Here is a 14,252-nt window from a genome sequence, read left to right on the forward strand (position 1 = left end):
AACCCGATGATTACCACCGACCAGACTGTTCTCGAACAGCCGGGGACGGCCCCATCGTCGAAAATTGGGGCGCTCGCCACACGCGTACGCACGGTCAACCGAGCCGACGCATCGGCAGCCTCGGCCTTCACCCTCGTCGCCCTGTTCGTCCTACAGGGGCAGTGGCGGAACCTCGGGAGCGGCTACCTCTACAACAGTGGCCAGGACCAGGCCATGTGGGAATGGTTCTTCGCCGACGCCGCACACTCGGTGTTCCATCTCGAGAACCCGTTACTCAGCGACCTGCAGAACTTTCCGCTCGGTGTGAACCTGATGGCGAACACCGCTATGTTCGGCCTCTCGATTCCGCTTGCGCCGATCACACTGTTGTTCGGACCAACCGTCACCTGGGCAATCGCGTTGACACTCGGTCTCGCCGGCACCGCCTACGCCTGGTACTGGCTCTTCTCGCGCACGGTCGGAGCCTCGCGCGGAGCATCCGCTCTCGGAGGTGCCCTGTGCGGCTTCGCACCAGGGATGATCTCGCACGCCAACGGTCACCCGAACTTCGTCGTGCTGTTCCTGCTTCCGGTCATCGTCGCTCTGGTCGTCTCCATCGCGAACACTGGCCCGACCGTCAGGAAGACCGTCGCACTCGGTCTCGTGGTCGCTCTGCAGATCATGCTCGGCGAGGAACCGCTGCTCATCTTCGCCATCGCGTTCGGGATATTCGCGGTCGTCTACTACATCGGTGCGCCGCGGCGACTCTGGCCAGCCGTCAAGAACTCTTGGAAGAGCCTTCCGCTCGCAGCCGTCCTGGCGCTCGTACTCGTCGCATTTCCGCTGTACTGGCAGTTCTTCGGACCGCAGAGCTACTCGTTCCTCGAGCACGGAGCCATGGGGAACGACGCCAAAGCTCTCACGCAGTTTCCGACGCAATCCATCGGCGGCGTGTTCACGCCCGGCCAGAACGTGCGCATCAACGCCACGGAGGAAAACGCCTACTTCGGATGGCCGCTGCTCGTGCTCGGTCTCGTCGCGGCGGTGTGGTTGTGGCGGGTTGCAAGCGCGCGAGCTGCAGCGGCGACAGCGGTAGCCGTCGGCGTCGTGTCGCTCGGGTCCGTTCTGATCATCGGCAAGAGCGACACCGAATTCGAGCTTCCGTGGGAATGGATCGCCGACAAACCACTCGTCGAGTCCGTACTCGAGACCCGGTTCGCGCTCGCTGCGGTACCCGCCCTGGCCCTGCTCCTGGTGCTGGCGACCGACAAGGCCTTCAAGAACGGTCTGCGTCCGATTCCAGCGGCCTGGTCGATCGCGCTGGCATTGGCGCTCGTCCCGCTGCTTCCGACGCCGCTGCAGACCGTCGAGCGGACGCCGACACCGCAGTTCTTCTCCAGCGGCGAGTGGAAGAACTACGTCGACGACGGATCCGTCGTCACCGTGCCGTTGCCGCGTCCGGAGGATGCGCGGCCGCTGGGCTGGCAGATCGACGCGGGCATGGGCTTTCCTCTGGCGGGCGGCTACTTCGTCGGCCCGAGTGACACGGTGGAGAAGAAGGCCAAGTACGGCGCGGTCGACCGGCCGACAGCGCTGTTGCTCGGGTCCGTGCGCAATTCCGGCACGGTCCCCGACATCACCCAGCAGCAACAAGCCGACGCCCGAGCGGACCTAGAATTCTGGGGCGCCGACGTCGTCGTCCTCCAACCCGGTCGTAGCACCGTGGCGTTGAGAAGCACTGTCGATCGCTTGCTCGGCTTCGGGGCCGAGTATCACGACGGAGTGTGGATTTGGGATGTGCGCTAGTCCCCCTGTGCGTGGGTAGTGACTGCCCGACGTAACTACCCACGCACGAGCAGGTCATCGATCGTGAGCGCGTAGTAACGTCCCGCGGTGCTTTTTCGCGCACGGGCGGCGAAGCCGCACCACAGCCGCATCCCCTAGCATCGACAAGCGTGTCCACCGCCGCAGCCACCGCACCGAAACCGTCTTCCGGAAAACCCGCGTCACGCATCTCGGCAGGAGTCGTCGCCGTCGTTTCCGGCGTGATCGCCGTGCTTGCTGCCATCCTGACGCCGCTGCTGCCGGTCACCCAGGACTCGGCGTCGATCAGTTGGCCGCAGAACGGCTCACTGACGTCGGTCGAAGCGCCGCTCATCTCGTACTCCCCTCTGTCGTTGAACGCATCGATCCCGTGCGCCGCGATCGCAGATGCGGCGCCGGACACTCTGATCCTGTCCACCACCGCGCCCGGCGCCCCTGACGCGCAGGGCGTCGGCCTCGTGGTCACCCGTACCGACGGCGGCCTCCAGGCGGTGCTGCGCGAACGCCTCCTGCTGTCATTGAGCAACGCAGAGTTGGCGTCCTGCACCTCGGTGGAGATCAGCTCCACGGACACCGGCACCACTGCGTCGGCGCCCGGCACCGACGTCGAAGGTGCGATCGACGGCGACTTCCGCCCTCAGACCGTCGGCGTCTTCAGCGAACTGCAGGGATCTGCTCCCGCCGGTCTGAGCGTCGACGTCCAGATCGATTCTCGTTTCTCGTCGACCCCGACGATCCTCAAGAAACTCGCGATGGCCGCTGCAGTGATCTTCACGATCATGTCGCTCGTCGCCCTGCACCGCCTCGATATGTTCGACGGCAGGCGCGGACGCCGGTTCTTCCCGTCCCATTGGTTGCGCGTCACCGTCGTCGACGGGGTCGTTGTCGGTGTTCTGGTCGTGTGGCACTTCATCGGCGCCAACACATCCGACGACGGATACCTCCTCACCATGGCTCGCGTGTCCGAACACGCGGGTTACATGGCCAACTACTACCGCTGGTTCGGCGTCCCCGAAGCACCGTTCGGGATGCCGTACTACGACATGCTCGCGGCATTCGCGAAGATCTCGACGGCCAGTCCGTGGATGCGATTGCCTGCATTGATCGCCGGTCTGCTCTGTTGGGCGGTGATCAGCCGCGAGGTGATTCCCCGTCTCGGACGCGCGGTGCGTTCGGACAAGGTGGCGATCTGGACTGCGGGGTTGGTGTTCCTCGCGTTCTGGCTCCCCTACGACAACGGTCTGCGCCCCGAGCCCGTCATCGCGCTGGGTGCACTTCTTACCTGGTGCTCGATCGAACGAGCCATCGCGACGGGACGGCTGCTCCCGGCTGCGATCGCGGTGCTCATCGCGGCGTTCTCACTGGCTGCTGGGCCTACCGGTCTCATTTGCGTAGCGGCGCTGCTCGCGGGTGGTAGACCGCTCGTCCGAGTTCTCATCGCGCGTGCTCGCCTTGTCGGATGGCTTCCGGTAACGCTGCCCATCCTCGCGTCGGGGGTAGTAATCGTCGCCGCGGTGTTCGCTGATCAAACTCTGTCCACGGTGTTGGAAGCGACGCGCGCACGCGCTGCTGTCGGCCCCAACGTCGCCTGGTTCAACGAGCGAGCCCGGTGGGATTCGCTCATGGAGATCACTCCCGACGGTTCCCTTGCCCGCCGCTTCGCAGTGTTCGCGATGCTGCTCTGTGTGATCGTCACGATCGTCGTGATGCTGCGCCGGGGCGGCCGCATTCCCGGGGTCGCGGTCGGGCCGTCGCGACGCATCGTCGGCATCGTGATCGGTGCCCTCGCCCTGATGATGTTCACCCCGACCAAGTGGACACACCACTTCGGCGTCTACGTGGGCCTGGCCGCGTCACTGGCAGCCGTTGCCGCGATCGCCGTCGCGTCGGCCACGCGGGACAACGCCCGCAACCGCACACTCTTCACGGCAGCGGTGCTGTTCCTGACCGCGCTCGCGTTCACCGGATCCAACGGCTGGTGGTACGTCTCGGCCTACGGGGTTCCATGGTTCGACAAGCCTCCGATGATCCTCGGCAAGGGCTTCTCGACGATCTTCCTCGGGCTCACCGTCCTCGCTCTGCTGTACGCCGGATGGCAGCATCTCCGCGCGCCGTACCGAACCTCCGTCAAATCTGCGCGCTTCGGTGTGTCGGCCCTGACGGTCATGGCAGCGTTCGTCGTGCTGTTCGAGCTGGCGTCGTTCGTCAAGGGCGCCGTCGCGCAATACCCCGCGTACTCGGTGGCTCGCTCGAACCTGAACGCACTGGCCGGAAACACGTGTTCGCAGGCGAACGACGTCCTTGTCGAGCAAGATCCGAACGCCACGATGCTGACACCGATCGACTCCTCGGTCGCGGATTCTCTCGCCGGGCCCGACACTGTCGGCTTCGCGCCGGACGGTATTGCCAACGACCTCACCGCCGACGCCGAGGACGTCTCGCAGGAGAGCACCCGCGGGTCCACCGAGGAGTCGGACTCCGAACAGCAGTCACCGACGTCGGCTGGATCGTCGGGCACCGAAGGCGGCACGACAGAGGCGACGGGCATCAACGGAAGCTCGGTCGCACTCCCGTTCGGGCTCGACCCGTCGCGCACCCCTGTCCTCGGTAGCTACGGCGCCGACACGTCGGAACCCGCCACACTCACCACCCAGTGGTTCTCACTACCAGCGGATCCTGACGGAGACTTCCTCGCCATCAGCGCAGCCGGCCGTATCCGGTCGGTGGACTCCGACGGCATCGTCGCGTCGGGCGAGCCGCTCGAAGTGGAGTACGCAGCTGGCGACGAGGTTCTGGGACGGATCACTCCGATCGATATCGGACCTCAGCCGTCGTGGCGCAACCTACGTGTCCCGCTGGCCGACATTCCCAGCGGAGTCGACCGCATCAGGCTGGTCGCAACGGATTCCGACATCGCGCCCGACCAGTGGCTCGCGGTGACGCCGCCGCGTATCCCACGCACGACCCCACTCGTCGACGTCATCGGACCCGACGTCCCGGTGATGCTCGACTGGACCGTCGCACTCGGCTTCCCGTGCCAGCGTCCGTTCGACCACAAGGACGGCGTCGCCGAACTACCCGAGTACCGAATCCTTCCGGACCGCAGTGGCGCAGCCGCACACAGTCCGGTGATGGATGCGTTCGGCGGCGGTCCCCTCGGGTGGCAGCAGCTCGTCCTGTCGGCAGAGGTCCTGCCGACTTACCTACGCAACGACTTGGATCGCGACTGGGGTTCGCTCGAGAAATTCATCCCACTCGATCCGTCGGCGACGCCCGCCGAGCTGACCGTCGGAACGGTTACTCGCAGCGGATGGGAGACGGAGGGCCCCATCAGGGTGGGATAGGGGCAAAGGCCGGAGGAGACCGACCGGGATGAAACGGGCTTCATCCCGGTTTCCGGGCGATGCAAATGCGGTGTTTCGATCACGCTCGCATAACATCGACAACCGTGCCCGACGCCGTGACAGATTCATCCGCCGTGCCCTCCGCTCCGTCGCCGAAGGGTTCCACAGTGGATCTGCGATCTCAGGTGCGTACGACACGCTTGATCGCCATCATCACCGGCCTTCTGGGCGCCTTCCTGGCGATCCTGACGCCGTTCCTGCCCGTCGTGCAGACGACGTCGACCATCTCCTGGCCCGAATCGGGGACGATCCAGGACATCGACGCGCCGCTGGTTTCACAGGCACCCATCGACTTCTCGGCGACGATCCCCTGCAGCGCCGTGGCGCAGCTGCCTCCGCAAGGGGGACTTCTCCTCGCGACCGCGCCGTCCCAGGGCGAGGGCGCCGCGCTGAACAGCTTGTTCGTGCGCGTCAGCGAAGCGTCGGTCGACGTTCTGGACCGCAACGTCGTCGTTGCCTCCGCACCGCGCGTGGATGTGCAGGGATGCAGCTCCATCGAGATCACCTCGAACATCGACTACACCTCCGCCGAATTCGTCGGACTGAACGACGAGCAGGGCAACCCGCGGGCCGGGCGTCTCGACGGTGACCTTCGGCCGCAGATCGTCGGCCTCTTCACCGACCTCGAGGGCTCGGCCCCTGCCGGACTGTCCGCGACGATCGACGTCGACTCACGTTTCTCGTCCAGCCCGACCATCCTCAAGCTGCTCGCCATGATCCTGGCGGTCGTGTGCACCATCATCGCTATGGGTGCGCTGGGGCGTCTCGACGGCATCGACGGCCGCGGCCACCGCCGCTTCTTCCCGTCGCACTGGTGGAAATTCACCGGGGTCGACATCACGGTCGTCGGCGCTCTGATCGGCTGGCATTTCGTCGGCGCGAACACCTCGGACGACGGCTACCTCCTGACAATGGCCCGAGCAGCCGAACACTCCGGCTACATGGCCAACTACTTCCGCTGGTTCGGAGTCCCCGAAGCGCCCTTCGGCTGGTATTACGACGTACTCGCCGTCTTCGCCAAGGTGTCCACTGCCAGTCCATGGATGAGACTGCCCGCGCTGATCGCAGGCGTTCTGTGCTGGATGGTCATCAGCCGCGAGGTCGTCCCCCGTCTCGGACGCGCAGTGCGCAAGTCGAACGTGGCGCTGTGGACCGGCGGTCTGGTGTTCCTCGCGTTCTGGCTGCCCTACAACAACGGGTTGCGGCCGGAACCCATCGTCGCCCTCGGCGCGCTGCTGACGTGGTGCTCGATCGAGCGAGCGATTGCGACAGGCAGACTCCTCCCCGCCGCGTCGGCATTCCTGATCGGTGCCTTCACCCTTGCGTCGGCTCCCACGGGTCTGATGTGTGTGGCCGCGCTGTTGGCCGGGGCGAGGCCGATGGCCCGCATCGTCGTACGACGCCACCGCCAGGTGGGAACGCTCGCACTTCTCGCACCGCTCGCCGCCGCAGGATTCTTGGTGCTGGTCGTTGTCTTCGCCGACCAGACCTTTGCGACGGTCATCGAATCGACACGTGTTCGAACCGCTATCGGGCCGAGCGAGGCGTGGTACCAGGACTTCCTGCGCTACTACTACCTCTTCGTCCAAACTGTCGACGGTTCCGTCGCACGTCGTTTCGCGTTCCTCGTGATGCTGCTCTGCCTGTTCTCGACGCTGTTCATTCTGCTTCGCCGCAGGCGCGTCCCCGGCATCTCGAACGGACCGGCGTGGCGTCTGATCGGTGTCGTGTTCGGAACCATCTTCTTCATGATGTTCAACCCCACCAAGTGGACTCACCACTTCGGGTCTTACGCGGGTATCGCCGGCAGCTTGGCAGCGCTGACAGCAGTGGCGATTTCAGCCAGCGCACTGCGATCGCGACGCAATCGCACGGTATTCCTTGCCGGCCTGATGTTCGTTCTGGCACTGGCCTTCTCGGGCATCAACGGCTACTGGTACGTCTCGAGCTACGGCGTGCCGTGGTTCGACAAGACGGTGTCCTTGAGCGGCAATCAGTCGAACACCGTCTTCCTCATCCTCTTTGCCGCGGCTCTGGCATTGGCCGGCTGGCAGTATCTGCGTGAGGGCTACGCGCCGCCGCAACCTCGCGCTGGTACCGAACGAGGCAGGCGGATAAAGAAATTTGCGGCCGCACCGCTGACCGTCATCGCCGGCTTGATGGTGCTGTTCGAGATCCTCTCGCTCGTCAAGGGCGCCGTCTCGCAGTATCCGGCCTACTCGCTGGCTCGGTCCAATATCCAGTCGCTGACCGGCAACTCATGCGGTCTTGCGAATGACGTTCTGGTGGAGTCGAATCCGAACTCAGGAATCCTGAACCCGATTCCGGCGGAGTTCGACCCCGAGACCGGCCCGCTCGGTGGCGAAAGCCCGTCGAACTTCACTCCCAACGGCATCCCCACCGACCTCAGCGCGGACGCCGTCGAAGTCAAACCAGGCCAAGGGAATACGGACCAGCAAAGCGTCGGACCCGCTTTCGAGGAAGGCCAGAGTTCCGGTACCGGAGGCGGCATCGGCGCACAAGGCGTCAACGGTTCCACCGCAGCCCTTCCCTTCGGGCTCGACCCCGCCACCACCCCGGTCCTCGGTTCCTACCAACCCGGTATCCAGGAACCGGCGTCGGCGACATCGAGCTGGTATTCGCTCCCCGAACGATCCGACGACGCACCACTCATCGTGGTCTCCGCCGCCGGTCGCATCCTGTCCTACGACGACACCGGCGCGCTGACCTACGGCCAGTCCCTCCTCGTCGAGTACGGGACACGCCAGCCCAACGGAACCGTCGACGTCAAGGGCACGTACTTGCCTCGCGACATCGGGCCTGCGCCGTCGTGGCGCAACCTCCGCATCCCCATCGCGGACCTGCCCGACGACGCCGATGCCGTCCGCATAGTCGCAAACGACCCCAACCTCACCGGTGACCAGTGGTTCGCGTTCACACCCCCGCGCGTCCCACAGCTCGAGAAGCTGAACGACATGATCGGCACCGAACAGCCCGTACTGCTGGACTGGGCTGTCGGACTGCAGTTCCCGTGCCAGCGACCGTTCGACCACCGGTATGGCGTCGCCGAAGTACCCGGATACCGCATCCTCCCCGACCGCCCGCTTGCTGTCAGCTCCACCGACACCTGGCAGGCCGGCGACAACGGCGGACCCCTCGGGTGGAGCGAACTCCTCGCCAAGCCCGTCACGGTTCCGACGTACCTGAACCTCGACTGGGCCCGCGACTGGGGCTCGCTCGAACGGTACGAGCAGTACTACCCCGAGGCAGTACCGGCGACCATCGAAACGTCCGAGGTCACCAGATCCGGCTTCTGGACGCCGGGGAACCTGCGGGTGTTCGACAAGTAGGTGCCCGTGATCGCTTGAATGGTCCATTCATACGGACAGATGGCGTGTGGGTGACATTCAAGCGGTCGGCTCGCTCGGGCCGTGATCGCTTGAATGGTCCATTCATACGGACAGATGGCGTGTGGGTGACATTCAAGCGGTCGGCCAGTCGGGATCGCAGAGTCATTCTCGAGTAGTACATCCGAGTGGTTCTCTGGACGGATGATTCTGCCGTAGATCCGCGGAAAAGTCGGGGCCATGGACATCGTCAGAACCCACAGCCTCGTCAAGCGATACGACAGCCGTACCGTCGTCGACGGCGTGAACCTTGCCATTCCGGAGGGCTGCGTCTACGGCTTCCTCGGTCCCAACGGGTCGGGCAAATCGACGACGATGAAGATGCTGCTTTCTCTGGTCCGACCGACGTCCGGTGCAGTGGAAGTCTTCGGCCGTCCGATGGACACCTCCTCACGACGGGAATTGCTCGCGCATATCGGTTCCCTGATCGAGTCGCCTCCCGGGTACAGCCACCTCACCGGAGCAGAAAATCTTCGGATCGTGCAACGTTCGCTCGGACTCCGCGGCGATCAGATTCAGCGCGCAGTGTCGACCGTTCGTCTCCAGGACCAGTTGAACAAGAAGGTCAAGAACTATTCACTGGGCATGAAGCAGCGCCTGGGAATCGCCATCGCACTTGCGCGCGAACCTCGACTTCTCGTACTCGATGAACCGACCAACGGTCTGGATCCTGCTGGAATCGAGGAGATCCGAACTCTGCTGAAGCATCTTGCCGAACGCGGTGTGACCGTCATGGTGTCGTCGCACCTCCTCGGTGAGATCGACAAGACGGCGAACGTCCTCGGCATTCTCAGCCAGGGTCGCTTGATCTTCCAAGGCACTCGCGATCAGCTGTTCGCGGCTTCGACGCCGGATCTTCTGATCGACACGATCGATTCAGAACGTGCCAACTCTGTACTGAACAACAAGGTTTCGACGCATACCGAGGACGGGACGCTGCGGCTCTCTGGACTCGACGACCGAAGTACAGCCCGAGTGGTGGAAGAGCTCGTCGGCGCCGGAGTCGGTGTCTACGGAGTCCGACGCGACGAACAGTCACTCGAAGACATATTCATGAGTCTGACGAGCGGGGGCCAATTGTGAACGTCGTACGCAACGAGTTTGCCAAGCTGCGCCGTCTGCATATCGGGCTGATCGCAGCGCTGATGATCGCCGCAATCTTCGGCCTCACTTTCGTCGGCGCAATGTCCACTGCGGTGGAGAGCGACTCGACGGCCGTGTCCTGGGCGCTCCCACTGGCAAGCCTTTCACTCGCATTCCCCATCGTCTCGCCGCTCCTCATCGCGGTGATTGCAAGCCGGACAATCGAAATGGAGCACCAGGGCAACGGATGGTTGCTCAACCGGACGACCGGCATCGAGACCGGCCTCCTGATTCGCGCGAAACTCGTGTCGAGTGGATTCGTCGTCGCCCTCTCCACTGTCGCGGCGAGTATCGCTGCAGTGATCCTGGGCGCCCTTCTCAGCATCGCGGAACCATTCCCGGCTGGGTTGTGGTTCGGATACACCGCAGCGGTGGTGACCACCAACCTTGTGGTCCTCGCCGTGCACCTCGTTGTTTCGGTGCGGGTGGACAATCAGCTCGTCGCAATGGGACTCGGCATACTGGGCACCGTTGTTGCGATCTGCGCGTCCGGATTTCCGTCTCTTCTCGCGCACCTCACCCCCTGGGGCTACTACTCGCTCGCGTCGGCCGCCGATTACCAGGGCGAGCATGTAGTCACCCTGACTCCGTCGTACGTGAGCATCCTCGCCCTGGGAGTCGTCGGAGCCGCAGTGTTCTCGCTCGCGACCGCTCGATTCGACCGACAGGAGATCCTGGCATGAATTCGATTGCGGCAGAGATGATCAAACTCAGGCGGTCGCAAAGCCTGCTCGTCGTGTTCCTCCTACCGATATCGATCGTCGGGGTAGGAACGTTCAACACCGTCCTCTCCGGCGAGGAGCTCCAGAACGGCTGGTACACACTATGGTTGCGGACGGTGGTGTTCTACGGTCTTTTCCCGCTTGCGCTCGGCGTGGCAATTCTCGCGTCTTTGGCGTGGAAAGCCGAGCACCGCAGTGGCAACTGGAACGCGTTGATGGGCGGGCCCGTACCCTCCGCGCGAATCGTGGTCGCGAAGACCTCCGTCGTCGCATTAGTCGCGGCGTCGATGCACGTCGTAATGCTCGTTGCGGTGATAGTGACGGGCAAGGTGGTGTTCGGGTTGAGCGGAACCCTCCCTGGGCCGTTGTGGACGGCGAGTGCTCTGATCGTCACGTCGTCGATTCCGCTCGCTGCACTGCAGTCCGGATTGTCGATGGTGATCCGGTCGTTCGCGGTACCGATCGCCGTCGCACTCGTGGGAGCTGGGCTATCGGTCTTCTTGCTCACTGCCGAAATGGGCGGAGCGATCTTCGTCCTCCCCTACGCGTTGGCCTCGCGCGCAACACAACTCGCGACGGGTACCTTCGGTGACAGCGGCGCGTTCACCACTGGATCAGCAGTATCAGTCTTGGCCTCGTCCGCAATCCTCACGGTCGCTGCAGTTCTCGTGTCGAGCAGAGTTCTGGATAGCCGAGACGTGCACGCCTGATCGCTTGAATGGTCCATTCATACGGACAGATGGCGTGTAGGTGACATTCAGGCGGTCGGCGGTCGGTTCGGTGATCGCTTGAATGGTCCATCCATACGGACAGATGGCGTGTAGGTGACATTCAAGCGGTCGGTTCGGTGATCGCTTGAATGGTCCATCCATACGGACAGATGGCGTGTAGGTGACATTCAAGCGGTCGGCGGTCGGCGGTCGGCGGTCGGCGGTCGGATCGTCGGGCGTACCCAGTCACCCAGTCACCGAGTTGCGCAGTCACCCAGTGGGCGACTCAGCCGATAGCATTCGGCACCGACACGTCTCGACGCGAGGCGCCACCATTTCGGGACTTGTCCACATCGCACGCGTTCATCCACAGGCATGAGGTTGTCGCTGGTCGGACGGATCTCCGTGTGTCCTGAGCATGGCACTGTGCCCTCATGAAACGTGGTGCATGGGCAACCGAGCGAGAGATACTGGATGGTGCCTCGGTGAACGGAGTGATCACTCGTCAGGCATTGCGCCAGTGCGGCGTTTCGGACGGATCCATCACGGCCCGGACCGCCGACGACGGCAAGTGGCGTCGAATACTTCCGGGAATCGTATTACTCCAGAACGGCAGTCCGTCCGCGTTGCAGCAACAGACGGCGGCTCTTCTGTACGGAGGCGAGCAGAGTGTTCTGACGGGTGGCGCCGCAGTCCATCGACACGGCTTCGACCGGGTCGGGAGTGACGTGCACATCCTTGTTCCGTCGACCTTGCGTCGAACATCTACCTCATTCGTTCGCGTCGAGCGGACTACGCGTATGCCGGAAGCTCAAACGAGGGGGCAGTTGCGGGTGGCACCTTTGCCCCGCGCACTCGCAGACGCCGCGCGGTCGATGCACACGACCAGCAAGTGCATCCACCTCTTCGCCCAGGCGATTCAGCGCGGATCCGTCGATCTCGACGAACTCGTACGCGAATTCGCAGAAGGTCCGAGGCAGTACGGGGCCGTCGCACGCTTGGCTCTGCGCGATCTCGCCGACGACGCCCACTCCGTCGCAGAAGCTCAGGCCCAGAAGCTTTATGCAACAACGGATCTGCCGAAGATGGTCCACAACGTACCCGTATACGACCCTGACGGGGAGCTTATCTGCATTCCCGACGGGTGGATCGACGTCGTCGGGCTTGGATGGCAGATCGATTCGTTGGCGCACCACCTGAGCCCCGCCGATCACGCCGCGACCATGGCAAAGAGAGCGGCCATGGAAAAGGCCGGAGCAATAATGATCTCGCACCTACCGTCGCAGATCCGTGACGATCCGACGGGCGTGATAGCGGACTTGACGGCCGGATACGAACGTGCGCTCGCTCGCCCGCGGCCGAACTTGCATCTCGGGTCCGCTTGAATGTCACCCACAAGCCATCTGACCGTATGAAAGGACCATTCAAGCGATCGCCGAACCAACCGCCCACCGCTTGAATGTCACCCACACACCATCTGACCGTATGAATGGACCATTCAAGCGATTAAGGGCCTGCTAAATCGGAAACAGGTGATGCTTCCGAGGGTTCTTGAAGACCTCTTTGTCCTTCAGCAACTTCAGCGCCTTGCGGAGTTCGAGGCGAGTGCTCGACGGCTCGATGACCGCGTCGATGTATCCGCGCTCGGCGGCGACCCAGGGGGTTGCGACGTGCTCGTTGTAGAAGTTGATGAGTTGCTGACGAACCGCGGGGGCGTTGTCGCCCGCCGCTGCCATTTGCTTGCGGCCGATGATGTTGACGGCACCTTCGGCGCCCATGACGGCGATACGTGCTGTGGGCCAGGCGAAGTTGATGTCTGCACCGAGCTGCTTGCAACCCATGACCGCGTAGCCGCCACCGTAAGCCTTGCGGACGACGACGGTGACCTTGGGCACCGAAGCCTCGATGTACGAGAACAGGAATCGGCCACCGCGCTTGATCACGCCGACCTTCTCCTGATCGACGCCGGGGAGGAAGCCTGGAGTGTCGACGAGGAACACCAACGGAATGTTGAACGCGTCGCAGATGCGGATGAAGCGAGCAGCCTTATCGGCGCTGTCGGCGTCGAGTGCGCCCGACAGGAACATCGGCTGATTCGCGACGACCCCGACGGACTTGCCGTCGACACGGGTCAGCCCGGTGATGACGTTGGGGGCAATGCCGGTGGACAGTTCGAGGAATTCACCGTCGTCGAACAGTCGCAGAATGATCTCGTGCATGTCGTAACCGGCGTTGTCGGCGTCGGGCATGACCTTGTCCAGCAACAGATCCGACTCGGTTATCTCGGGCTCAAGGCCCGGGTTGACTACCGGAGGATCCTCCTGGCAGCTCGACGGCATGTAGCTCAAGTAGTTTCGAACCCAGTCGAACGCTGCCTTCTCGTCGACTGCGACGTGGTGCACGTTGCCGTACTCGGCCTGCTTGCGTGCGCTGCCGAGTTCGTCGAGGCTGACGTCCTCTCCGGTGACGGACTTGATGATGTCCGGCCCGGTGACGAACATGTACGCCTCTTCGGTGGCGACCACGATGTCGGTGTTGATCGGTGCGTAGACAGCACCGCCGGCGCACTTACCCAGAATCACCGAAATCTGCGGACAGAACCCCGACAGCGGCTCATGCCGGCGTCCGAGCTCGGCGTACCAGGCGAGCGACGTCACCGCGTCCTGGACACGCGCACCACCGGAATCGTTGATGCCGATGACCGGGCAGCCGACCTTGATCGCGAAATCCATCAGGCCTGCGACCTTGCGACCGAACATCTCACCGACGGTTCCGCCGAAGACAGTCTGATCATGCGAGAACACCGCGACCGGACGCCCGTCCACAGTGCCGTGGCCGGTCACCACGCCGTCCGAGTACAGCGCAGTCGGATCGTTGGGAGCTTTCACCAACGCACCGATCTCGATGAAGCTACCCGGATCGAGCAGCATGTCGATGCGTTGGCGTGCGCTCGGAATGCCCTTCTTGGCGCGCTTGGCGACGCCGATCTCACCTGCCGGTTCCCTGGCAAGTTCGAGGTTGGCCCGCAGGTCGGCCAACTTTTCGGCGGTAGTACCAGTCAAA

General features: G+C 63.7%; 8 protein-coding genes. 7 read left to right on the forward strand and 1 reads right to left on the reverse strand.

Annotation, left to right across the window (positions count from 1 at the left end; all coding sequences use genetic code 11):
- The first annotated feature begins 6 nt into the window (after nucleotides 1-6).
- The 7 genes from D8W71_RS02495 (at nucleotide 7) to D8W71_RS02525 (ending at nucleotide 12,574) form a co-directional block, all read left to right on the forward strand.
- On the forward strand, nucleotides 7-1,785 hold the full coding sequence (locus D8W71_RS02495) for a glycosyl transferase (RefSeq protein ID WP_121110718.1): 1,779 nt from the start codon (nucleotides 7-9) through the stop codon (nucleotides 1,783-1,785).
- Nucleotides 1,786-1,934: 149 nt separating this feature from the next.
- Nucleotides 1,935-5,147, forward strand: coding sequence for an arabinosyltransferase domain-containing protein (locus D8W71_RS02500; protein WP_121110720.1), 3,213 nt, complete (start codon nucleotides 1,935-1,937; stop codon nucleotides 5,145-5,147).
- 104 nt (nucleotides 5,148-5,251) lie between these two features.
- On the forward strand, nucleotides 5,252-8,557 hold the full coding sequence (locus tag D8W71_RS02505) for an arabinosyltransferase domain-containing protein (RefSeq protein ID WP_121110722.1): 3,306 nt from the start codon (nucleotides 5,252-5,254) through the stop codon (nucleotides 8,555-8,557).
- A 237-nt stretch (nucleotides 8,558-8,794) separates the two neighbouring features.
- Nucleotides 8,795-9,697, forward strand: a complete 903-nt coding sequence (locus tag D8W71_RS02510) for an ABC transporter ATP-binding protein (protein ID WP_121110724.1) — start codon at nucleotides 8,795-8,797, stop codon at nucleotides 9,695-9,697.
- Entirely contained in the window at nucleotides 9,694-10,440 is a 747-nt protein-coding gene (locus tag D8W71_RS02515) for an ABC transporter permease (protein ID WP_121110726.1), read from the forward strand. Before D8W71_RS02510 ends, D8W71_RS02515 begins: the two co-directional genes overlap by 4 nt.
- On the forward strand, nucleotides 10,437-11,189 hold the full coding sequence (locus D8W71_RS02520; protein WP_121110728.1) for an ABC transporter permease: 753 nt from the start codon (nucleotides 10,437-10,439) through the stop codon (nucleotides 11,187-11,189). The genes D8W71_RS02515 and D8W71_RS02520 overlap by 4 nt, the downstream gene beginning before the upstream one ends.
- A 434-nt stretch (nucleotides 11,190-11,623) precedes the next feature.
- Nucleotides 11,624-12,574, forward strand: coding sequence for a hypothetical protein (locus D8W71_RS02525; protein WP_121110730.1), 951 nt, complete (start codon nucleotides 11,624-11,626; stop codon nucleotides 12,572-12,574).
- Nucleotides 12,575-12,706: 132 nt separating this feature from the next.
- Here D8W71_RS02525 and D8W71_RS02530 read toward each other — a convergent pair whose 3' ends face one another.
- Nucleotides 12,707-14,251 (reverse strand): acyl-CoA carboxylase subunit beta, encoded by a 1,545-nt coding sequence (locus tag D8W71_RS02530; protein ID WP_121110732.1) that lies wholly within the window; start codon nucleotides 14,249-14,251, stop codon nucleotides 12,707-12,709.
- Nucleotide 14,252: the final 1 nt, after the last annotated feature.

Source organism: Rhodococcus sp. P1Y (assembly GCF_003641205.1).
Classification (GTDB): domain Bacteria; phylum Actinomycetota; class Actinomycetes; order Mycobacteriales; family Mycobacteriaceae; genus Rhodococcoides.

What these genes read in the sequence shown, in the direction of transcription:
- D8W71_RS02495 (WP_121110718.1), top strand. Translation starts at nt 7, where the DNA reads ATGATTACCACCGACCAGACTGTTCTCGAACAGCCGGGGACGGCCCCA.
- D8W71_RS02520 (WP_121110728.1), top strand. Translation starts at nt 10,437, where the DNA reads ATGAATTCGATTGCGGCAGAGATGATCAAACTCAGGCGGTCGCAAAGC.
- D8W71_RS02510 (WP_121110724.1), top strand. Translation starts at nt 8,795, where the DNA reads ATGGACATCGTCAGAACCCACAGCCTCGTCAAGCGATACGACAGCCGT.
- D8W71_RS02525 (WP_121110730.1), top strand. Translation starts at nt 11,624, where the DNA reads ATGAAACGTGGTGCATGGGCAACCGAGCGAGAGATACTGGATGGTGCC.